General features: G+C 72.6%; 21 protein-coding genes. 8 read left to right on the top strand and 13 right to left on the bottom strand.

All coding sequences use genetic code 11. The features are described from left to right. Positions 1 to 53: 53 nt before the first annotated feature. Positions 54 to 1067 carry an LLM class flavin-dependent oxidoreductase gene (locus tag ACH0BZ_RS05030; protein WP_406896880.1) on the bottom strand — a complete coding sequence of 338 codons (1014 nt, stop codon included), beginning with the start codon at positions 1065 to 1067 and terminating at the stop codon, positions 54 to 56. 58 nt (positions 1068 to 1125) lie between these two features. Here ACH0BZ_RS05030 and thiM point away from each other — a divergent pair, with 58 nt between their 5' ends. Both thiM and thiE read left to right on the top strand, forming a co-directional pair. Then, positions 1126 to 1962: a hydroxyethylthiazole kinase gene (gene thiM, locus ACH0BZ_RS05025; protein WP_406896879.1), complete on the top strand. Its 837-nt coding sequence runs from the start codon at positions 1126 to 1128 to the stop codon at positions 1960 to 1962. After that, entirely contained in the window at positions 1959 to 2675 is a 717-nt protein-coding gene (gene thiE / locus ACH0BZ_RS05020) for a thiamine phosphate synthase (protein ID WP_406896878.1), read from the top strand. The genes thiM and thiE overlap by 4 nt, the downstream gene beginning before the upstream one ends. A 50-nt stretch (positions 2676 to 2725) precedes the next feature. Here thiE and ACH0BZ_RS05015 read toward each other — a convergent pair whose 3' ends face one another. After that, complete coding sequence (locus tag ACH0BZ_RS05015; protein WP_406896877.1) at positions 2726 to 3313, bottom strand: hypothetical protein; 588 nt, start codon at positions 3311 to 3313, stop codon at positions 2726 to 2728. A 92-nt stretch (positions 3314 to 3405) separates the two neighbouring features. Between ACH0BZ_RS05015 and ACH0BZ_RS05010 the strand changes: the two genes are divergently transcribed. Beyond that, on the top strand, positions 3406 to 3969 hold the full coding sequence (locus ACH0BZ_RS05010) for a PRC-barrel domain-containing protein (protein WP_406896876.1): 564 nt from the start codon (positions 3406 to 3408) through the stop codon (positions 3967 to 3969). A 52-nt stretch (positions 3970 to 4021) separates the two neighbouring features. On the opposite strand, the gene ACH0BZ_RS05005 is transcribed toward ACH0BZ_RS05010, so the two are convergent. Then, on the bottom strand, positions 4022 to 4900 hold the full coding sequence (locus ACH0BZ_RS05005) for a sigma-70 family RNA polymerase sigma factor (protein WP_406896875.1): 879 nt from the start codon (positions 4898 to 4900) through the stop codon (positions 4022 to 4024). After that, the gene (locus ACH0BZ_RS05000; RefSeq protein ID WP_406896874.1) at positions 4897 to 5328 is read right to left on the bottom strand and encodes a carboxymuconolactone decarboxylase family protein; all 432 of its coding nucleotides are present in this window, start codon (positions 5326 to 5328) and stop codon (positions 4897 to 4899) included. Before ACH0BZ_RS05000 ends, ACH0BZ_RS05005 begins: the two co-directional genes overlap by 4 nt. A gap of 183 nt (positions 5329 to 5511) precedes the next feature. On the opposite strand from ACH0BZ_RS05000, the gene ACH0BZ_RS04995 reads away from it, so the two are divergent. Beyond that, the gene (locus tag ACH0BZ_RS04995) at positions 5512 to 6147 is read left to right on the top strand and encodes a DUF1707 domain-containing protein (protein ID WP_406896873.1); all 636 of its coding nucleotides are present in this window, start codon (positions 5512 to 5514) and stop codon (positions 6145 to 6147) included. 5 nt (positions 6148 to 6152) lie between these two features. Here the strand turns inward: ACH0BZ_RS04995 and ACH0BZ_RS04990 are convergent, their stop codons facing one another. Then, positions 6153 to 7505: an MFS transporter gene (locus ACH0BZ_RS04990; protein ID WP_406896872.1), complete on the bottom strand. Its 1353-nt coding sequence runs from the start codon at positions 7503 to 7505 to the stop codon at positions 6153 to 6155. Positions 7506 to 7613: 108 nt separating this feature from the next. Here ACH0BZ_RS04990 and ACH0BZ_RS04985 point away from each other — a divergent pair, with 108 nt between their 5' ends. Both ACH0BZ_RS04985 and ACH0BZ_RS04980 read left to right on the top strand, forming a co-directional pair. Next, the gene (locus ACH0BZ_RS04985; protein WP_406896871.1) at positions 7614 to 8045 is read left to right on the top strand and encodes a TIGR03618 family F420-dependent PPOX class oxidoreductase; all 432 of its coding nucleotides are present in this window, start codon (positions 7614 to 7616) and stop codon (positions 8043 to 8045) included. 39 nt (positions 8046 to 8084) lie between these two features. Then, on the top strand, positions 8085 to 8660 hold the full coding sequence (locus ACH0BZ_RS04980) for a peroxidase-related enzyme (protein ID WP_406896870.1): 576 nt from the start codon (positions 8085 to 8087) through the stop codon (positions 8658 to 8660). A 15-nt stretch (positions 8661 to 8675) separates the two neighbouring features. Here ACH0BZ_RS04980 and ACH0BZ_RS04975 read toward each other — a convergent pair whose 3' ends face one another. From ACH0BZ_RS04975 to ACH0BZ_RS04960, 4 genes are all read right to left on the bottom strand, one after another. Then, positions 8676 to 9377, bottom strand: coding sequence for a superoxide dismutase family protein (locus tag ACH0BZ_RS04975; protein WP_406896869.1), 702 nt, complete (start codon positions 9375 to 9377; stop codon positions 8676 to 8678). Positions 9378 to 9470: 93 nt separating this feature from the next. Further along, a complete protein-coding gene (locus ACH0BZ_RS04970) occupies positions 9471 to 11777 on the bottom strand; it encodes a heavy metal translocating P-type ATPase (protein ID WP_406896868.1) in 2307 nt (768 codons plus the stop codon). 7 nt (positions 11778 to 11784) lie between these two features. After that, complete coding sequence (locus tag ACH0BZ_RS04965; RefSeq protein WP_406896867.1) at positions 11785 to 12012, bottom strand: heavy-metal-associated domain-containing protein; 228 nt, start codon at positions 12010 to 12012, stop codon at positions 11785 to 11787. A gap of 43 nt (positions 12013 to 12055) precedes the next feature. Then, positions 12056 to 12343 carry a metal-sensitive transcriptional regulator gene (locus tag ACH0BZ_RS04960; RefSeq protein WP_406896866.1) on the bottom strand — a complete coding sequence of 96 codons (288 nt, stop codon included), beginning with the start codon at positions 12341 to 12343 and terminating at the stop codon, positions 12056 to 12058. A gap of 121 nt (positions 12344 to 12464) precedes the next feature. Between ACH0BZ_RS04960 and ACH0BZ_RS04955 the strand changes: the two genes are divergently transcribed. Continuing rightward, a complete protein-coding gene (locus ACH0BZ_RS04955) occupies positions 12465 to 12971 on the top strand; it encodes a MarR family winged helix-turn-helix transcriptional regulator (RefSeq protein ID WP_406896865.1) in 507 nt (168 codons plus the stop codon). After that, the gene (locus ACH0BZ_RS04950) at positions 12968 to 14377 is read left to right on the top strand and encodes an MFS transporter (protein WP_406896864.1); all 1410 of its coding nucleotides are present in this window, start codon (positions 12968 to 12970) and stop codon (positions 14375 to 14377) included. Before ACH0BZ_RS04955 ends, ACH0BZ_RS04950 begins: the two co-directional genes overlap by 4 nt. Positions 14378 to 14406: 29 nt before the next feature. Here ACH0BZ_RS04950 and ACH0BZ_RS04945 read toward each other — a convergent pair whose 3' ends face one another. From ACH0BZ_RS04945 to ACH0BZ_RS04930, 4 genes are all read right to left on the bottom strand, one after another. Beyond that, positions 14407 to 15150, bottom strand: coding sequence for a ZIP family metal transporter (locus tag ACH0BZ_RS04945; protein ID WP_406896863.1), 744 nt, complete (start codon positions 15148 to 15150; stop codon positions 14407 to 14409). Between the two features lie 58 nt (positions 15151 to 15208). Further along, on the bottom strand, positions 15209 to 15886 hold the full coding sequence (locus ACH0BZ_RS04940) for a potassium channel family protein (RefSeq protein ID WP_406896862.1): 678 nt from the start codon (positions 15884 to 15886) through the stop codon (positions 15209 to 15211). A gap of 24 nt (positions 15887 to 15910) precedes the next feature. Next, on the bottom strand, positions 15911 to 17182 hold the full coding sequence (locus ACH0BZ_RS04935; RefSeq protein WP_406896861.1) for a TrkH family potassium uptake protein: 1272 nt from the start codon (positions 17180 to 17182) through the stop codon (positions 15911 to 15913). Positions 17183 to 17394: 212 nt separating this feature from the next. Beyond that, a complete protein-coding gene (locus ACH0BZ_RS04930; RefSeq protein ID WP_406896860.1) occupies positions 17395 to 18735 on the bottom strand; it encodes an alpha/beta hydrolase domain-containing protein in 1341 nt (446 codons plus the stop codon).

Below are 18735 nucleotides of genomic sequence, written 5' to 3'. Positions count from 1 at the left end.
GAACTACCGCAGAACCCCGTTTACCGGCGGGGTGGAGGGTGACGACGACGAGGTCAGCGCCCCCAGGCCGCGCGCAGGACCTCGAGCGAGCCGTGCACGCGTTCGCGCGAGGAGCCGACCGGGGCCACCATCAGCTCGTCGGCGTCGGCCGTCCGCGCGAAGCCCTCGAGGTAGTCGGCGACCGCGGGCCCGTCGCCGACGGCCGTGTAGGTGATCATGTGGAGGATCTGGCGACCCGCCGGGGACTCCATGACCATGTCCACCTCGTCGTCGGACAGGGTGCGGCCCCGCCCCGCCATGAGCTTGACGCGCTGGCGGCGGTACCAGTGCAGAGTCTCCTCGGCGCGGGCCACGTCGTCGTCACCCACCACGTTCACCGCGGCGATCACGTACGGCTCGGCGAGCTGGGCGCTGGGCTCGAACCGATCCCGGTACACGGCCACGGCCTGCTCGAGCGCGTCGGGCGCGAAGTGCGAGGCGAAGGCGTACGGCAGGCCGAACGCGGCGGCGAGCTGCGCGCCGAAGAGCGAGGAGCCGAGGATGTACAGCGGGATCTCGGTGCCCCGGCCGGGCGTGGCCGTGATGCCGCGGGTGCGCGCGAGGTCGGCGGGGTCGCTGCCGAGGAAGGCCCGCAGTTCGCGGACGTCGTCGGGGAACCGCTCGGCGGCCGACGGCTCGCGGCGCAGCGCCACCAGCGTCTGCGGGTCGGTGCCGGGCGCGCGGCCCAGGCCGAGGTCGATGCGGCCGGGGTGGAGCTCGGCGAGGGTGCCGAACTGCTCGGCGATGACGATCGGCGAGTGGTTGGGCAGCATCACCCCTCCGGAGCCGAGGCGGATAGTCGAGGTCTGCGAGGCGATGTGCGCGATGAGCACCGCCGGCGCGCTCGAGGCGATCGAGCCCATGTTGTGGTGCTCGGAGTACCAGACCCGCTCGTAGCCCAGCTCCTCGGCCTTCTGCGCGAGCGCCACCGAGTCCTGCAGCGCCTCTCCCACGGCCTGGCCGGGGCGGACGGTGGCGAAGTCGATCACGGACAGCGGAAGCGGGGCGTTCAGGGCAGAGGAGGTCATGTCCGTCTCAACCTCCGACCGCCCGAGGGTATTCCGTGCGGGCGGGCACACTGGGGGCATGAGCACCGTTCCCGTCACCCGCCTCGTGGCCCTCGTCCGCGAGACCACCCCGCTCGTGCACTGCCTCACCAACAGCGTGGTGCGCGAGATCACCGCCGACGTGCTGCTCGCCGCCGGCGCGGCGCCCGCGATGATCGACCACCCCGACGAGGCCGGCGACTTCGCCGGCGTGGCCTCCGGGGTGCTGGTCAACGTGGGCAACCCGACCGCCGAGCAGGTCGAGGGCATGCACGCCGCCGTCGCCGCCGCCGGGGCCGCCGGCACGCCGTGGGTGCTCGACCCCGTGGCGGTGGGCGGGCTGGCGCTGCGCACGCAGCTGGCCACCGGCTGGCTCGACGGCGCCCCCGGAACCGCGCCCACCGCGATCCGCGCGAACGCCTCCGAGGCCGTCGCCCTGGCCGGGACGGGCGCGGGCGGGAGGGGCGTCGACTCGACCGACGACGTCGCCGCGGCCGAACCCGCCGCGCGCGAGCTCGCCCGGCGCACCGGCGGAGTGGTCGCGGTGTCGGGACCGCGCGACCTCGTCGTCACCGCCCCGGACTCCGGCGCGACCCGCACCACCTGGATCGAGTCCGGGCACCCGCTGCTGCAGAAGGTCATCGGCACGGGCTGCTCGCTGGGCGCGCTCACGGCGGCCTACCTCGGTGCCGCGCGGGCGGAGGGGATCGACGACCACGACGCCGTGGTCGCCGCCCACGCCCACGTCGGCGCCGCGGGGACGGTCGCCGGCCGCGCCGCCTCCGGGCCGGGGAGCTTCGCCGTGGCCTGGCTCGACGCGCTGCACGCGCTGACGCCCGCCGAGATCGCCGACCTCGCCGCGGTGACCGACGCGTGAGCTCCCCGGCCGCCGACCCCGGCGTCGACTGGCGCCTCTACCTGGTCACCGACCCGCGGCTCGGCGGCGGCCCCGACGCGGTGCCCGGGATCGTGTACCAGGCGGTGCTCGGCGGGGTGGGCGTGGTCCAGGTCCGGGACAAGGAGTGTGACGACGACGAGTTCGCCGCCCGCGCAGCCGCCGTCACCGGGGCCGTCCGACGCGCGTCCGCGGAGGTGGGTCGGCACGTGCCGGTGTTCGTCAACGACCGGCTGGCCGTGGCGCGCGAGCTGGGCGTGCACCTGCACGTGGGTCAGCGGGACGTGCCGTACGCGCGGGCGCGCGCGGAGCTGCCCGCCGAGCTCATGGTGGGGCTGTCCATCGAGTCGGACGCCCAGCTCGCCACGGCGCTGGGTGGGCCGTGGATCCCGCCGGACGTGATCGGCGTGAGTCCCGTCTGGGCCACCCCCACCAAGACCGACACCGCCGACGCGCTCGGCCCGGACGGCGCCGACCGGATCGCGCGGGCCGCACACACCGCCCCGGGGCGGCCGGTCCGCGCGGTGGGCATCGGCGGCGTGCACTCGGGAAACGTGGGCGCGCTCGCGGAGACGGCGCTCGACGGGGTGTGCGTGGTGTCGGCGATCATGGCCGCCGCCGACCCGCGGGCCGCCGCCGCGGACCTCCTCACCGCCTGGGATCGGGTACGGCCGGCGGGGCCTCCACCCCGCTGACCTGCGGCGCCCTGGACGGGACGTTCAGGGCGGCCCTGGTCGGCGCCGCGTCACGGCCCCCAGGGGTGGCAGACGCTGAAGCCGCCGTAGCCGCTTCCGATGCCCGGCGCGGAGGAGAGCGTGAGCTCGTCCCGGTGCTCGTTGATCAGATACTCGAAGGGGCGGGGCCGGGGGCCGCGGTCCGCGGTTCCGGCCTCGTCGTCCTTCGGCCGGAACCCGTGGGTGGCCACGGCGTCCACGACGTCCGTCCACACGCGCTCCCGGTCGGCGTCGCCGAGTACCCCGGGGTGCGACATCTCGCGGGCGTAGAACTTGCCGACGCCCGGGGTGCCGCCGCAGCTGCTCGAGGCGTTCTCCTGCGCCGGCCGTGCCTCGGTCCACCCCTCGGACCCGAGCTCGCGCTCGAGGATCCGCGCGATCTCCGCCTGCCCGGCCTCCATCGCCGCCCGCGCGCCGGGGACGTCGATCGTGTCCACCACCGGGACCCTGATGACCACGGAGGTGGCCGGCGGCGACGCCGAACCGCCACCCCCCGCCCCGTTCCCTGGCCCATCGCCGGTCCCGTCGTCCGGGGCGCACGCGGCCACGCCGAGCGCGGCCGTCACGACGAGCGCGATCCACCCCTGCTGTGCTCTCACGCCATCGATCATGCCCGCGCGAGCGGATGCGGACACCCGCACGCCGTCCTAGCCTCGGGGCACGCCACCCGACCAGAGGGAGAGCACCCGTCATGCGCGACGACTACGCGATCGACCGGATCGCCGATGCCACCACGTACGACTCCGAAGGGGAGAAGGTCGGCACCGCCGGCCGGGTCTTCACCGACTCCGAGGGCGGTGACCCCACCTTCGTCGCCGTGAACTCCGGACTGTTCGGCATGTCCGAGACCATCGTCCCGCTCGCCGGGGCGCGGATGAAGGGCGACGAGCTGCACCTCGATTACACCAAGGAGCAGATCAAGGATGCTCCCCGCATCGACGAGGACGGCGAGTTGAGCTCGTCCGAGGAGGACCGCCTCTACTCGCACTACGGCCTCCCCGGGCCCGAGGGCGACGAGGCGCCGTCCGGTCGGGATGCGGCCGCGGACACCGGCGACGAGGGCGACGCCGAGGCGGACATCGAGAAGGCCGGAACCGACGCGGACACCGGGGTGGGCGAGACCGCCAAGCCCGGCTCCGACACGGAGGGCGCGGACACCGGCGCGGTGGACCGCTCCCCCGGCGCGGCCGACGAGGGCCCGCCGTCCGAGGCGCCCCGGCGCCAGCGGCTACGGCAGTACTCCGCGCCCGAGTAGGTACGCGGCGGGCGCCGCGTCCACGTCCGGGAGCCGCGCGGCAACGAGATCGCTATGTGGGCACCGGCAGGTCCTCCGGCAGGGGGAGCCGGGTGAGCTTGACCGGGTTGCAGTGGAAGTACACGCGGTCCACGCGGCCGTCGGTCACGGCGAGTTGAGCAACCCGCAGGATCCCGCGCGTGACCATCGCGAGCGCGGGCTCGCCGTTGACCTCGACCGGCGCGATGGCGCCGCCGGTCTGCTCGGCGCCCTTGATCATGAACCACGCGCACTTGCGCGCACCCACGATGTCGCGCAGGGCGGCGTTGACGCGGCCGTCACTGTCCGAGATCACCCGGGCGTCGGCGGTGAGCACGGCGATCGTCGCGTCGAGATCGCCGGACAGGACCGCACCCACGAGGCGCTCGATCAGCTCGTTCGGGGCCCGGCCCGGCGGCCGCAGATCGGTGTCGAGGCGCCGCCGGGCACGGCTAGCCCACTGCCGGACGGTCGCGGCGGGGGCGTCGAGGACGCCCGCGATCTCCTCGTACGGCAGGGCGTACGCCTCGCGCAGGACGAGGGCCGCCCGCTCGTTCGGGCCGAGTTGCTCGTAGGCGAGCAACATGGCGATACGCAGGCCGTCGCGGCGCTCGGCCGTCTCCTCGGGCAGGAGCGCGGTGTCGACGGGCTCGGGCAACCACGACCCCACGTAGGTCTCGTTCCTCCGCCGCCGGAGCCGGTCCAGGCACAGCCGCGTCGCGACGGTGGTGAGCCACGCCTCCGGGTTGTCGGGCGCCCGGCCGGGTCCGAGCGCGACGAGCCGGGCGAGGGCCTCGTCGGCGGCGTCCTCGGCGTCGGCCCACGTGCCGGTGAGCCGGTACCCCAGGCCGAGGAGCCGGCCGCGCACGCGGGCGAGGGTCGCGCGGTCCTCGAGCACCGTCGCCGGGTTCACCGCGCCGGATCGATGTCCGCGGGAACCACCCCGCGCAGCGACGCCGGGTCCATCCTCGTCGCGACGGCGATGCGGTTCCATGCGTTGATCGTGACAGCCTCCATGAGGACCAGACCAGCCCCGGATCCGCCGCGGTGCCGCGCCACCGCGTCCCACACTTCGTTGGGGACGGACTCCTCGCCGTGGATGTGGGTCACCGCGTCAGCGAACCGGAGGACGGCGAGGTCGGCCTCCGACCACCGGTCGGCGTGCGCGGGCCAGTCCTCGGCGGCGACGAGCGCGGCGTCGTCCCACCCGTCCTTCCGCGCGTCCCGCCGGTGCATGGCCGTGCAGTAGCGGCAGCCGTTGAGCGCCGAGACGCGCAGCCGGACGAGATGCCTGTCGGACCGGCCCACCCGGGCCCGCGTGTAGGCCTCGAGGGCGAGCATGGGCGCGAATGCCGCCTTGCTGATCGGCGTTCGTGGTGTCGGTGCTTGGCGTGATGCTCCCTGTGTGCTCATACCCTCTCGACGCACGAGGGCCCCGGAATGTGACAGCGCGTGGGCGGCAGTCGCGTGAACTCCGGGGGATCCCCCATGGCGCGCGCGGCGACCCGCTCCTATGTTGGGCACATGACCACCAGCGACGGGCCCGACGCCCGCGACGACGCCGGCCTCCTGCTCTCCGACGCCGAGCGGCTCCACGCGCTCACCGCTCTCGGCGACCACTATGCGGCCGGCCGCCTCGGCGACGCGGAGTTCCACGCCCGCTCGGGCGACGTCGCCGCGGCCCGCACGCTCGGCGCGCTCACCGCCTCGTTCCGGGATCTCCCCGGCGGTGTGCCGTTGGAGTCGGTCGACGGGCGGATCGTGCAGGCCGCCTCCGGCTCGGGGGCCGGCGGGGAGCTGGTGCCGGCCTCGTCGTCGTCCCCCGCGGTCCCCACCCGCCACGACCCGGACCGCGAGCTCGAGGAGATCAAGCGCAAGGGCCGGGCGGTCGAGGCGTGGGACGGCGTGGTGGTGGGCGCGACGCTGGTGGTGTTCCTCGTCCTGCAGGTGATCGTGGGCTGGGACTACGCGTGGATCGTGTGGCCGTCGCTCGCGCTGACTCTGGGCCTGCCGCGCGCGATCATGCACTTCACCGACGACGACGAGGAGCTCTACGACGAGCTCAAGGACGAGGACGCCAAAGCCCGCAAGGCCCGGTTGCGCGCCGCGAACGAGCGGATCCGCGAGCTCGGCGACGGCCGCGAGCGCCCCGCGGGCTGAGCGGGTCAGACCTCCTCGAGCGCGACGCCCTTGCGCTCGGGCAGAGCGAAGGCGGCGACGGCGGCGACGACGAACGCCGCGGCGAACGCCCCGAACACCATCACGGACCCTCCCGCGGTGAGCAGGACCGGCACGAGCAGCGGCGCAATGATCGAGGCGATCCGTCCGAACGCCGCGGCGGCGCCGGTTCCGGACCCGCGCGTCGAGGTGGGGTACAGCTCGGGGCCGATCGCGTACAGCGCGCCCCAGGCGCCGAGGTTGAAGAAGCTCAGGGCCATGCCGGCCGCGATGATGGTGGCCGGCGAGCCCGCGAGGCCGAACAGGCCGGCCGAGACCGCCGAGCCGACGAGGAACACCGCGAGCGTGATCCGGCGGCCCCACACCTCGATGAGCCACGCCGCCACCGCGTACCCGGGCAGCTGGGCCAGTGTGATGACGAGCGTGTAGCCGAACGACCTGACCAGGTCGAACCCCTGGGAGACCAGCAGGCTGGGCAGCCAGATGAACGCGCCGTAGTAGGAGAAGTTGATCCCGAACCACACGATCCACAGCGCCGCGGTGCGCCCGCGGAGGCGGCGGGACCAGAGCGACTCGCGGGGCGCCTCGGGTGCGGTGCCGGCCGGCGCGGGCTCGACGGACCCGGTCGCGGGCTCGGGCGCGGCGGCGGGGTCGACGCCGGCGGAGGCCTCGAAGTCGCGGACGATCCGCTCGGCCTCGTCGTGGCGGCCGCGGGATTCGAGGTAGCGCACGGACTCGGGCAGACCATAGCGGATGACGAGGGCGTAGGCGGCCGGTACGAGGCCGATCGCCAGGGCCCAGCGCCACCCGTCGTCGCCGGTGGGCACCACGACGTAGCCCACGACGGCGGCCATGATCCAGCCCACGGCCCAGAACCCCTCGAGGACCACCACGACCCGGCCGCGGATCCGGCGCGGCGCGAACTCGCTCACCAGGGTGGAGGCGACGGGCAGCTCGGCGCCGAGACCCAGGCCCACGATGAACCGCAGGACGATGAGCATCGCGACGCCGGTGGACAGCGCGGCGGCGCCGGTGGCCAGGCCGTAGACGAGCAGCGTGGCGGAGAAGACCTGGCGGCGGCCGAAGCGGTCGGCGAGTAGACCGCCGAGCGCGGCACCTATCGCCATGCCCGCGAAGCCGATCGAGCCGATCCAGGACAGCTCGGTGGGGGTGAGCGACCAGTGCACGGCCAGGGCGGCCATGACAAAGGAGATGAGGCCGACGTCCATGGCGTCCAGGGCCCAGCCCACGCCGGAGCCCACGAGGAGCTTGCGGTGCCTGCGGGTGAACGGCAGGCCGTCGAGGCGCTCGGTCCGGGAGCCCCCTGCGCGTGTGGTCATGGGGGGAACGCTACTCCCACGCGGTCACCGCGGCCCGCCGCCGCCGGCTCCCAGGACAGTACCCCCTAAAGTATTACGCCACCCCGCGGCGGAGGGGACAATGGCGGCATGACCCACCCCGAGCTGACCGACGACCTCCGCGCCCTGCTCGCGGCGCCCAACCCGGCGGTGATGGCCACGCTGCGCCGCGATGGCGCGCCCGTCACCGTCGCCACCTGGTACCGCTTGGTCGACGACCGGATCCACCTCAACCTCGACGCCGGTCGCGTGCGGCTGCAGCACCTGCGCCGCGACCCGCGGGTCGCACTCACCGTGCTGGCGGCCGGCGACTGGTACACCCACGTCAGCGTCCAGGGCCGGGTGGTGGAGATCGCCGACGACCCGGACCTGACCGGCATCGACGCCCTCGCCCGGCACTACGGCCTGGAGCGGTACCACGACCGGGAGCGGGCTCGCGTGGACGCGTGGGTGGAGATCGAGCGCGTGCACACGTGGGGGACGCACGCCCGTCCTGACCCGCCGGGCGACGGACGGACCTAGCCTGTGGTGAGCCTCACACCCCCGAGTCTGGAGTACCGCATGTCCGACCGTTACCCCGTCGCCGACCTCGCCGACCTGCCCGAGGACCTGCGCGAGCGCATCCTCGCCGAGCAGGAGAAGGCCGGCTTCGTCCCCGAGGTCTTCCTGATGTTCGGCCGCCGCCCGGCCGAATGGCGCGCGTTCTTCGCCTACCACGACGCGCTCATGGAGCGCGAGGGCTCCAACTTGTCCAAGGCGGACAAGGAGATGATCATCGTGACCATCTCCGGGCAGAACAACTGCCAGTTCTGCGTGGTGGCGCACGGCGCGATCCTGCGGATCGTCAAGAAGGACCCCTACATCGCGGACCAGGTCGCGGTGAGCCACCACAAGGCCGAACTCACGCCGCGGGAGCGGGCGATCTGCGACTTCGCCACCAAGGTCAACCTGCGCTCGGACGAGCTGGGCGACGCCGACTTCGCCGCCCTGCACGAGCACGGGCTCGACGACGAGGACGCGTGGGACATCGCCGCGATCACCGCCCTGTTCGGCCTGAGCAACCGCCTGGCCAACGCCACGGACATGCGGCCCAACGCCGAGTTCTACGCGATGGGCCGTACGCCGCGACAGAAGTAGAGGGCGGAGTCGGGCCTACTGCTCCTCGGTCACCACACCGCAGGCGATGCGGCTGCCGCCGTCGCCGGCGTTGCGGGTCTCCTCGTCGGCTCCCTCCGGCGCGTAGCGCTCCGGGATGTTGGCGAGGTTGTCCGAGCCCTCGTGGACCATCACCGCGGAGCCGTCCTCGTCGAAGAGCAGGTCGCGGTCGAGCCGGTCGGTGAGCGTGGAGACCCGGGCCGTGCCGTCGTCTGAGACGTACAGCGGCGGCAGGTCGCCCGCGTGCTCGGGGTGGCCCGCCTCGCCGTCGGGCCCGGCCAGGTGGCCACCCGCCGAGAGAAACGCGCCGGTCTGGCCCGGCTTCTCCGGGTCCTCGCTGTCCGGCTCACACAGGCCCGTGGTGTGGATGTGCAGGCCGTGGAAGCCCGACCCCAGGCCGCTGGCCTCCACCGTGACGAGCGTGCCGCCGTCGATCTCGGAGAACTGCACGGTGCCGCGCGACTCGCCCTCGGGGTCGGCGAGGTCGGCGGTCGCGAAGGTCGTACCGTCGGCGCCGGCCCCCTCGTCGGACGTCTCGGTGGTGGTCACGGTGGTCGCCTCGCCGGCGGCGGTGCCGCCCTCGCCGTCGTCACCGTCCCCGGTCGCGCAGGAGGCGGCGAGCAGGGCCGCGGCGGACAGGGCGACGATCGTGGTGCCGCCGCGCAGGCGGTGGGGGGCGGGCGCGTACATCTCGGTCATGTCGGACCTCCTCGTGGCGTCGTGGGGGCCACCGTACCCACGCGATCCGGCGAGTCAACCGCCCGGGCGGGCGGCCGGCTGCCCGAGGCCCGCTCACGCCTCGGTCCGGAACCTCCGCAGCCGGAGGCTGTTGCTCACCACGAACACCGAGGAGAACGCCATGGCGGCGCCGGCGATCATCGGGTTGAGCATCCCCGCCGCGGCCAGCGGGAGGGCGGCCACATTGTAGGCAAACGCCCAGAAGAGGTTGCCCTTGATGGTGCCCAGCGTGCGGCGCGAGAGGCGGATCGCGTCCGCGGCCACGCGTAGGTCCCCGCGGACCAGAGTGAGGTCGGAGGCCTCGATCGCGGCGTCGGTGCCGGTGCCGATCGCCAGGCCGAGGTCGGCGGTGGCCAGGGCCGCGGCGTCGTTGACGCCGTCGCCGACCATCGCCACCACGCGCCCCTCGGACTGCAGGCGGCGCAGCACCTCGACCTTGTCCGCGGGCATGACCTCGGCGATCACCGCGCCCGCCGACGGGTCCGGATCGATGCCCACCTCGCGCGCGACGGCGGCGGCGACCTTTGCGTTGTCGCCGGTGAGCAGGATCGGCGTGAGCCCCAGGTCGCGGAAGCGGCGGATCGCCTCGGCGGAGGTCGGCTTGATCTCGTCGGCCACCACGAGCACGCCGCGGGCGCGGCCGCCCCAGCCCACGGCGACGGCGGTCTGGCCGCGCTCGCCGGCGGCGTCGAAGGCGGACCGCAGCTCCTCCGGAAGCGGCATGGAGCGCTCGGCCAGGAAGGCGGGCCGGCCGACGGCGACCGGGCCGACCTCGTCGTCGTCACCCGCGCCGGTCACGTGCCCGGAGACGCCGAGCCCCTCGTGGTTCCGGAAGTCGCGCACGGCGGGCAGGTCGCCCACGCGCTCGCGGGCGCCGGCGGCGATCGCGCGGGCGATGGGGTGCTCGGAGGCGTCCTCGACGGCGCCGGCCGCGCGCAGGACGCGGGCCTCGTCCTCGCCGGAGGCGACAACGGTAGAGACGAGCGCGGGTGTGCCGGTGGTGACGGTGCCGGTCTTGTCCAGCACGATCGTGTCGACCCTGCGCGTCGACTCCAGGACCTCCGGCCCCTTGATGAGGATGCCGAGCTGCGCGCCGCGCCCGGTGCCCACCATGAGCGCCATGGGCGTGGCCAGGCCGAGCGCGCACGGGCACGCGATGATGAGCACGGCCACCGCGGCGGTGAACGCCATCGACGCGCCGGCGCCGGTGACCATCCAGAAGGCGAAGGTCGCGAGGGCCAGGACGATGACGACGGGGACGAACACCCCGGAGATCCGGTCGGCGAGGCGCTGGGCGGCGGCCTTGCCGGACTGGGCGTCCTCGACCATCCGCGCCATCTGCGCGAGCTGGGTGTCGGCGCCGACGCGGCTCGCGCGGACGACCAGGCGGCCGCCGGCGTTGACGGTGCCGCCCACCACGGCGTCGCCGCCGGTCACCTCGACGGGGACGGACTCGCCGGTGACCATGGAGGTGTCCACCGCAGAGGTGCCGTCGACCACGGTGCCGTCGGTGGCGATCTTCTCGCCCGGGCGCACCACGAACTCGTCGCCCACCCGCAGGTCCTCGACCGCGATGCGACTCTCGCGTCCGGCGCGCAGGACCGCGACGTCCTTGGCGCCCAGATCGAGCAGCGCGCGCAGCGCCGAGCCCGCCGAGCGCTTGGAGCGGGCCTCGAAGTAGCGGCCGAGCAGCACGAACGTGGTGACGCCGGCGGCGGCCTCGAGGTAGATGTCGCCGGCGCCGTCGCTCGGGGAGAGCGTCAACTCGAAGCCGTGCGTCATGCCCGGCACCCCGGCGTGGCCGAGGAACAGGGCGTACAGGGACCACGCGAACGCGGCGAGGGTGCCGATCGAGACGAGCGTGTCCATGGTGGACGTGCCGTGACGGGCGTTGATCCACGCCGCCCGGTGGAACGGGTAGGCGCCCCACACGATGACCGGCGCGGCGAGCGTGAGCGAGAGCCACTGCCAGTAGGTGAACTGCAGCGCCGGGATCATGGCCATGGCGATGACCGGCACCGAGAGCAGCGCCGAGATGATCACGCGGCGGCGCAGGCCCTCGACGCGGTCGGCTCCGGCGGAGTCCTCGGGGGCCCCGGCGCCGTCCACCCTCGCGTCGCGGCCTGTCTCGCGGGGCTGCGGGAGCCGGGCGTGGTAGCCGGCCTTCTCCACGGTGTCGAGCAGCAGCTGCGGCTCCACGCCGTCGCCGAACTCGACGCGCGCCTTCTCGGTGGCGTAGTTGACGGCCGCGCTCACGCCGTCGAGCTTGTTGAGCTTGCGCTCGATGCGGTTGGCGCACGCCGCGCAGGTCATGCCCTCGATCTCGAGCTCCACCTGGCTGCCTGTGGCGGGGGTGCTCATGCGGGCCTCATTCCTGGTCGGTGACGGTGTACCCGGCCTCGTCGACGGCGGCCCGGACGAGCGCGGGGTCGATGGGATCGGGGGAGACGACGACGAGGCGGCCGGACGCCAGCTCGACCTCGACGCTGCTCACGCCGGGGATCTCGGAGACCTCCTCCTCGACCGAGGCCACGCAGTGGCCGCAGGTCATCCCGGAGACGGTGTACGTGGCGGTGTGGTTGTCGGCGATGCTCATGGTGCCCTCCTTCTGTAGCTGCCGGTTCACGACCGGGCGGTGTTCACGACCGCACGAGGCGCGCGATGGCCTCGTTGGCCTCCTTGAGCTTGGCGTCGGCCTCCGGCCCGCCGTGCTCGATGGCACCGGCGACGCAGTGGCCGAGGTGCTCCTCCAGCAGCGCGAGCGAGACCGACTGCAGCGCCCGGGTCATGGCGGAGACCTGCGTGAGGATATCGATGCAGTACTTGTCCTCCTCGATCATCCGCTGCAGCCCCCGGGCCTGGCCCTCGATGCGGCGCAGTCGCTTGAGATGGTCATCCTTGCTCTGGATATACCCGTGCTCCGCCACGTCGCTTACGGTACCCCCCTAGGGTATCTGACGCAAGGGTCGTACCGGCACGATCGCCCGCCGGGGCGGGGCGGGGCAGCTCCGCAACGTAATTGCGCAACCTGGTTGTAAAGTCGGGCGGGTGACCCACCCCGACGACCCGGATTCGCCCGCCGACCCCGCCGACCCCGCCGCACTGGCCGCCGAGCTGCGTGATGCCCTGCGCCCACTGTGGAGACGGTTCAACGCCCACCGCACCCTGTCGCTCGGCAAGATCGGCATCCTGTCGCACCTCGCCGGCCGCGGCCCGCTGACCGCGACCGAACTGGCCGGCCTCGAGCGGATCAGCCACCAGGCGATCGCCAACGCCGTTCGCGAACTCGAGGAACTCGGCCTGATCCGGCGCAGCCCGGACCCGGACGACGGCCGCCGCGTGCTGGTCGAGCTCACCGACCCGGGCCGCGAACGGCTTCGGGTCGAGCAGTCCGCCGGACAGGACTGGCTGGCCCGCTCGGTCGCCGACCACCTCGACGACGCCGACCGCGCGACCATCGCCGCCGCGATCCCGCTCCTGCGCCGGCTGGACGCGGACACCCTCGACACCGCAGCCGCGGCAGATGCCGCCGGCTCCCCGGGGACGCGGCGATGACCGTCGACGATCGCAGTCCGGTACCCCGCTGGTTCGTCCAGGCCCTGGTGTACGCCGCGCTGACCAGCTCGGTCGTCAGCTCACTCGGCATGCTGCTGGTGCCGTCGGTGGCGCAGCAGTTCGGCATCACGGTGAGTGCGGCGCAGTGGATGCTCACCATCAACCTGCTCGTCGGCGCCGTTGCGACCCCGGTGATGGGCCGTCTCGCCGACGGGCCCCACACCCGCCGTCTGCTCTTGGTGGCACTCGGGGTGATCCTCGTCGGTTCGGTGATCGCGACCGTCGCCACCAGCTTCACCGTCTTCCTCGTGGGCCGCGCTCTGCAGGGGCTGCTGTACGGGATCGTGCCGGTGACTATCGCCCTCGCGCGACGGCACCTGTCCTACGCCGAGTCCCAGCCGGCCATCTCCACGCTGTCGGTCACCGTCTCGGTGGGGATGGGCCTCGGGTATCCGCTCACCGGCGTCCTCGCGGCGCTGCTGGGGTACCGCGCCGCGTTCGGTTTCGCGGCTCTCTTCGTCGTCACCGCCGCACTGACCGTGTGGCGGCTGGTCCCGGCCGGCCCCGACAGCCTCGCCCCCCGCACGCGCTTCGACCTCGCCGGTGCGCTCCTGCTCGGCACCGGCCTGGCCGCGCTGCTGCTGTGGATCTCCGAGGCCCAGGGCTGGGGATGGGCCGCCCCGTCCACGCTGGCGGTTCTCGCCGTGGCGCTCATCGCCCTGATCGCGTGGGGCCTGCACAGCGTCCGGACCCCGCATCCGCTGGTCAACCTGCGGGTGGTGCGCACCCCGGAGGTGCTGCTGGCCAACCTCACCGCGATCGGCCTGGGCACCGCCATGTACATCGGGCTGTCCATCGCGAGCCTCGTGGCCCAGGCCCCCGCCGAGACGGGCTTCGGCCTGGCCGTGCCGCTGGTATGGGCCGGCTTCATGATGGCCCCGCTCTCGATGGGCAGCCTCGTGGCCAATCGCACCGTCCGCCGGCTCAACAGGCGGTGGGACATGGCCGTGTTCCTGCCGGTCGGCGCGGCGGTGATGACGGCCTCGTCGGTGCTGCTGTGGCTCGCACACGGAACTTTCTGGGTGCTGGCGATCGGGATGTTCCTCTTCGGTGCCGGCATCGGGTCCGGCTACGCCGCCATGCCCGCGCTGATCGCGCGCAGCGTGGCGATTGACCAGCTCGGCAGCGCCGTCAGCTTCAACCAGGTTCTGCGCACCGTGGGCGGGGCGATCGGCGCCGCGGTGTCGGCCGCCGTGCTCGCCGCGCACCCGTCGGCGTCCACCTACGCGACCGACGCCGGCATCACCACCGCGTTCGGGGTGGGGGTGGTGTGCTGCGCCGCGGTGATGATCGGCCTGGTCTGCCATCTGGCCCGGGGACGACGACGAGGGCCGCGACGTTCCTGAGCATGCGCGTGCCTGGCGGTTCCCCGTTCTCAGCCCATCGCATGGAGACTGAACGCGGCGAGGAAGCCCAGCGTCGCGACGAGCCCCGCGTAGACCGCCGCTTGCTCGAAAGCCTCAGGGATCATCGTGTCGGTGATCATCGCGAGAATCGCACCGGCGGCCAGTGCGTTGACGAAGGCCAGCACGGAGGTCGGCGCGTCACCCAGGAGCAGGTAGCCGGCCAGGGCTGCCAGTCCGGAGGCCACGGCGATGCCGCCCCATACGCCGAAGACGTACCCGGGCGTCCGCCCCGCCTTCTTCATGCCGGCCGTACTCGACAGCCCTTCTGGGACGTTGGATATGAAGACCGCGGCGAGCATGGGCACGCTGAGGCCTCCGCCGGTGAGGAAGCTCAGGCCCAGGACCATCGATTCGGGGACGCCGTCGATCAGCGCCCCGATTGCGATCGCTGCGCCGCTGTCGGAATCGGACGGTTGCTGCCGCCCCGAGCGCTTGCGGTGCCGGGCACCGTGCCGTGCCAGCAGAATGTTGAGCCCCACGTACACGAGCGCACCCACGACGAAACCGAACGCGGTACTCGGCAGGCCGCCCTGTTCATGCGCTTCCTCGACCAATTCGAAAGACAGTGCGGAGATCAGTACGCCCGCACCGAAGGCCATCACCACCGCGACAACGCGCGCCGGTACCGCGATGAACCACGCGACGGCGCTGCCCACCACCAACGCGCCACCGGCGAGAAGTCCGGCACCGCCGGCCGCAAGCCATTCGGGCATCGCGTACCTCCGTCTACGTCGGGACCAGCGCTGGCGGCGCGGATCGTGGGCCGGGTTTCTACTGGAGGGTGGAGAACTTCCGTACCCGATCGGGTGGGCCGCAGACCACGAGGACGTCGGCGGGGTCCAGGTGCATGCCGTCTGCGGGGGTGGTGTACCCGGTGGTGCCGCGTTTGACCACCACGAGTCGGACGCCTTCGCGTTCTTCTAGCGCGGCGGCGGAGAACGGGCGACCCAGGATGCGGGCCGGGGGGTGGCTTCTGGCCAGTGCGAGATCGTCGTCGACCTGGGAGTAGTCGAGCAGCGATGCGGTGACCATGTTCCCCACGCGTCGCCCCATCTCGGCTTCGGGGAACACCACGTGTGTGGCCCCGACCCTGGACAGGATCCGTCCGTGGGTCGCGGTGACGGCTTTGGCCCAGATGTCAGGGATGCCGAATTCGGCGAGCAGGGTGGTGGTGAGGATCGAAGCCTCGATGTCGGAGCCGATGGCCACGACGGCGTGGGTGAAGTCAGGCACACCGGCCTGCCGTAGGGCCTCTTCGTCTGTGGTGTCGGCGATGACGGTGTGAGTGATGTCGTCGGCCACTGCCTGGATTCGTTTGGCGTCGGTGTCCAGGGCGAGGACCTCGACTCCTCGTTCGGTGAGTGTGCGTGCCAGCGAGGTACCGAACCGGCCCAGGCCCACTACGGCGACCCGACTGTGGTCCGCTGCCCGCCTGTGCTGGGTGAACATTGGCTTCTCCTTTGTCCGGGTGGTCTAACCGACCACGACCTGCCCTCGGGGGTAGTCGTAGTGGCGGTGGACGGTGCGCAGCGCGAGCCCTGTGGCCAGGGTGACGGGGCCGAGTCTGCCTATGTACATCAGGCAGATCACGATGAGCTGCGCCTCTGCGGGGAGTGAGGGGGTGATGCCGGTGGACAGGCCGACGGTGCCGAATGCGGAGATGACCTCGAACAGGATCTGGTCCAGCGTGTACTCGGTGATGATCGACAGTGCCAGGGTCGACGCCAGCACCAGGCCGACGGAGAGCAGTGCGACGGTAACGGCCTGACGTTGGATGTCCGGAGAGATGGACCGGCCCATGACGTGCACGGCGCCCTCGCCGCGGATCTCCGACCAGATGAGCACCGCCAGCAGAGCGAAGGTGGTGACCTTGACTCCGCCTGCGGTTCCGGCGCTGCCGCCGCCAATGAACATCAGGACGTCGGAGACGAGCCAGCTCTGTGTGCGCATCTGGGAGATGTCCAGGGTGTTGAAGCCGGCGGTGCGTACGGTGATGCCGTGGAATCCGGCGCCGGTGATCTTGTCCACGACCGACCATCCGCCGATGGTGCGTTGATTTGTCCATTCCAACAGCACGAACGCGACCACTCCGATCGCCATCAGCGTCCCGTAGGTCACCAGGGTCAGGCGGGTGTGCACAGAGATCATTCGGCGGGCGCCGTCGGCTCGGTACCGGGCGGCCACGATCCGGCGGAGCTCGAGCAGTACCGGGAACCCGAGACCTCCGATGACGATCGCGGCGGCCACCGGCCAGATGATCAGCGGGTCGGTGGCGTACGGCATGAGGCTCTGTGATCGCAAGCCGAAGCCCGCGTTGTTGAACGCCGAGATGGCGTGGAATACCCCGAACCAGGCCGCGTGCCCCACTCCGAGTTCATAGGCGAGGCTGAACCGCAGTCCGAGTACGAGCGCAATGACCAGCTCCACAGCCAGCGCGGTCCTCAAGATGCCCAGGATCACCCGCCGCAGGTCGCCCAGTCCCTGTCCGCGGCCCTCCCTGAGAACGGTCAGGCCCATGCGGAGACCCAGACGATGGGAGACGAGCATGCCCAGGACGGTGGCAAGGGTCATCACACCGAGCCCGCCGACCTGGATAAGCAAGAGGATCACCACCTGGCCGAACCCTGACCAGTGCAGTTCGGTGTCGACCACGTTCAATCCGGTCACACACACCGCCGACGTGGCCGTGAACAGGGCCGGCAGGACAGGCGTCCAACTACCGTCCGCCGAGGAGACCGGCAGCATCAACAGAACCGAACCGACGAGCCCTGCACCGAGGAATCCTAACGCGACCAGCCGCGCCGGCCGCCGCGCATCGTGAGCACCGCCGGTGGCAGTGCGACCAGCGGTTCTACGCCGTCGAATCGGCGATGGAGTTGGCACGAAAAAGAACTATAGACGCCGTAGTAGGCCGTGCCGGAGTAGGTGAGCGTCTGCCCGGAGTGCGGAGGTCTCCCTCACCACTCCACCCGCCCCACCCGCGCGTCGGCCAGGACCTCGTCGCGGTCCTCGGGCAGCAGGAACCCTTCGGCGATCAGCCGGTCGGTGGCCTCGCGGTACGCCCCCAGGTACTCCTCACGGGAGGCCCACCGCCTCTCGAGCTCGGCGCGCGAGACCGCGATGGTCCTCCCGAGCAGCATGCAGATCGGCTGTGCGTCCGGCAGCGGCGCCCCCACGAGCCTCTCGACCGGCGCGTCCACGGCCGGGGTCCGCACGCCGCCGCGCGCGTGCCCCCAGGCGTCCGTGATCACCTCGCCGCCGATCATCTCCACCGGCGGCGCCGCCGGCGGCCGCGTCCCGTCGGCCACCCAGTCGAGCAGGTGACGCAACGCGGCGCGCAGCACAAAGGCCTGCTGGCCGTTGTTGATCGGCCCGCCGCAGTCCACGAACGGCGCGAACTCGCCGAGCTGGAACACATCGGCGTGCGCCGAGCCGGCGATCTCCCAGGTGACGATGTTCGCCGAGTCCGGCTGGCGGGCCGGCGCGAAGCCCATCGGGAAGGTCAGGTCGCCCTCGGCCTGCAGGAGCATCACGGGTACGTCCACGTCCTCGCGCAGCCGCACCGGGCCGTTGAACAGCGACGCCGAGATGTCGCTGCCGCGGCCACGGTCGTCGTACGGCAGGTACCCGGCTCCACGGCTGTGGAGGAAGTAGCCGTCGAACGCGCCGGTGAACGGGTGGACGCCGTTGACGTACGAGGTGAGCGCGAACGCCGACTGCGACTCCCCCACCGCGATCACCGTCGTGGGCCGCAGGTCCCCCAGCGGGCCGCCGGGCTCGGGGACGCGGGCGTACTCGGCGAGCTGGGTCATGATGTCGTAGGAGTAGGCGTCGCCGGGATGGTGCAGGTCGCCGTAGCGCTCGGGGGTGTGACGACGAAGGCCGTCGGTCAGCCCGCCGAGGCCCACCGCGGCGTCGCCCCCCTCCACGCCGATGTATTGGGCGCTCACCCCGAGCCAGGCGTGGCCGCGCCGCAGGATCTCGTCGGCCACGTACGTGTACTCGGGTGCCGCGTCCTGGCCGCCGCTCACGTTGAGCCACTCGACGAGCACCACGCCGCTGAAGTCCTCCGCCTCCGGCCGGCGCACGAGCACGCGGGTGGCGTACGCGGCCTCGTCGGCGCGGTTGAGCTCGACCCGGCCGTCCTCGGGAACCTCGGCCGCGTCGTAGGAGACCGCGTCGCCGCACATCTCCCATTCGGAACGGTGGTAGCCCGCCGCGGTGAGGTCGGGGCCCTTGCGGCCGGCCATGGGGAGGAAGGGCGTGCCCTCGGTGAACTCGGTGAACGTCGCGCGCAT

The sequence above is a fragment of the Dietzia sp. 179-F 9C3 NHS genome, from assembly GCF_045369825.1.
Taxonomy (GTDB): Bacteria; Actinomycetota; Actinomycetes; order Mycobacteriales; family Mycobacteriaceae; genus Dietzia.
This window is presented reverse-complemented; position numbering and strand designations above follow the sequence as displayed.

Coding starts and splice junctions, on each gene's coding strand:
- ACH0BZ_RS05030 (WP_406896880.1), bottom strand. CDS start 1,067: ATGACCTCCTCTGCCCTGAACGCCCCGCTTCCGCTGTCCGTGATCGAC.
- thiM (WP_406896879.1), top strand. CDS start 1,126: ATGAGCACCGTTCCCGTCACCCGCCTCGTGGCCCTCGTCCGCGAGACC.
- ACH0BZ_RS05010 (WP_406896876.1), top strand. CDS start 3,406: ATGCGCGACGACTACGCGATCGACCGGATCGCCGATGCCACCACGTAC.
- ACH0BZ_RS05000 (WP_406896874.1), bottom strand. CDS start 5,328: ATGCTCGCCCTCGAGGCCTACACGCGGGCCCGGGTGGGCCGGTCCGAC.
- ACH0BZ_RS04995 (WP_406896873.1), top strand. CDS start 5,512: ATGACCACCAGCGACGGGCCCGACGCCCGCGACGACGCCGGCCTCCTG.
- ACH0BZ_RS04990 (WP_406896872.1), bottom strand. CDS start 7,505: ATGACCACACGCGCAGGGGGCTCCCGGACCGAGCGCCTCGACGGCCTG.
- ACH0BZ_RS04985 (WP_406896871.1), top strand. CDS start 7,614: ATGACCCACCCCGAGCTGACCGACGACCTCCGCGCCCTGCTCGCGGCG.
- ACH0BZ_RS04980 (WP_406896870.1), top strand. CDS start 8,085: ATGTCCGACCGTTACCCCGTCGCCGACCTCGCCGACCTGCCCGAGGAC.
- ACH0BZ_RS04975 (WP_406896869.1), bottom strand. CDS start 9,377: ATGACCGAGATGTACGCGCCCGCCCCCCACCGCCTGCGCGGCGGCACC.
- ACH0BZ_RS04970 (WP_406896868.1), bottom strand. CDS start 11,777: ATGAGCACCCCCGCCACAGGCAGCCAGGTGGAGCTCGAGATCGAGGGC.
- ACH0BZ_RS04965 (WP_406896867.1), bottom strand. CDS start 12,012: ATGAGCATCGCCGACAACCACACCGCCACGTACACCGTCTCCGGGATG.
- ACH0BZ_RS04950 (WP_406896864.1), top strand. CDS start 12,968: ATGACCGTCGACGATCGCAGTCCGGTACCCCGCTGGTTCGTCCAGGCC.
- ACH0BZ_RS04945 (WP_406896863.1), bottom strand. CDS start 15,150: ATGCCCGAATGGCTTGCGGCCGGCGGTGCCGGACTTCTCGCCGGTGGC.
- ACH0BZ_RS04940 (WP_406896862.1), bottom strand. CDS start 15,886: ATGTTCACCCAGCACAGGCGGGCAGCGGACCACAGTCGGGTCGCCGTA.
- ACH0BZ_RS04935 (WP_406896861.1), bottom strand. CDS start 17,182: ATGCTGCCGGTCTCCTCGGCGGACGGTAGTTGGACGCCTGTCCTGCCG.
- ACH0BZ_RS04930 (WP_406896860.1), bottom strand. CDS start 18,735: ATGCGCGCGACGTTCACCGAGTTCACCGAGGGCACGCCCTTCCTCCCC.